Source organism: Mesorhizobium sp. M2E.F.Ca.ET.209.01.1.1, assembly GCF_004010375.2.
Classification (GTDB): Bacteria; Pseudomonadota; Alphaproteobacteria; order Rhizobiales; family Rhizobiaceae; genus Mesorhizobium.
Window position 1 is genome coordinate 1 of the sequence record NZ_SADP02000628.1, and the last position, 340, is coordinate 340.

The following is a 340-nucleotide window of genomic DNA, read 5'->3' on the forward strand; positions in this document are numbered from 1 at the left end:
CACGGGTAATCTCCCAAGGCGGCCCCAGCGCCGCGGGCCGTGACCTAGCGCCTCCGGCCACGATTCTTCAAGCGTTCATGCCTCCGCGTCACCGCGCCGCCGCAATCGCGATGGTAGTATTTTCGTTATCGGGTGGAGATTCCCTATGAGACATGTCCTTCTCGCGGCGACTGCCTTGTTCTCCCTTGCCGGCATCGGCCAATCGGCGCTTGCGGCCGAGGCGCCCTATATTGACGACAGGTCCAGCGCTGAAGCGGTGATCCGCTCGCTCTACAGCGCCATCGGCCGGCACGAATTCGCCCGCGCCTGGGGCTATTTCGGCGATACCAAGCCGGCGAAA

Annotated in this window: 1 pseudogene; it reads left to right on the forward strand. The window is 64.1% G+C overall.

Annotated elements, in window-relative coordinates:
- Nucleotides 1-145: 145 nt before the first annotated feature.
- Nucleotides 146-340: pseudogene (locus EN852_RS37200) on the forward strand (DUF1176 domain-containing protein); the annotation flags it as partial.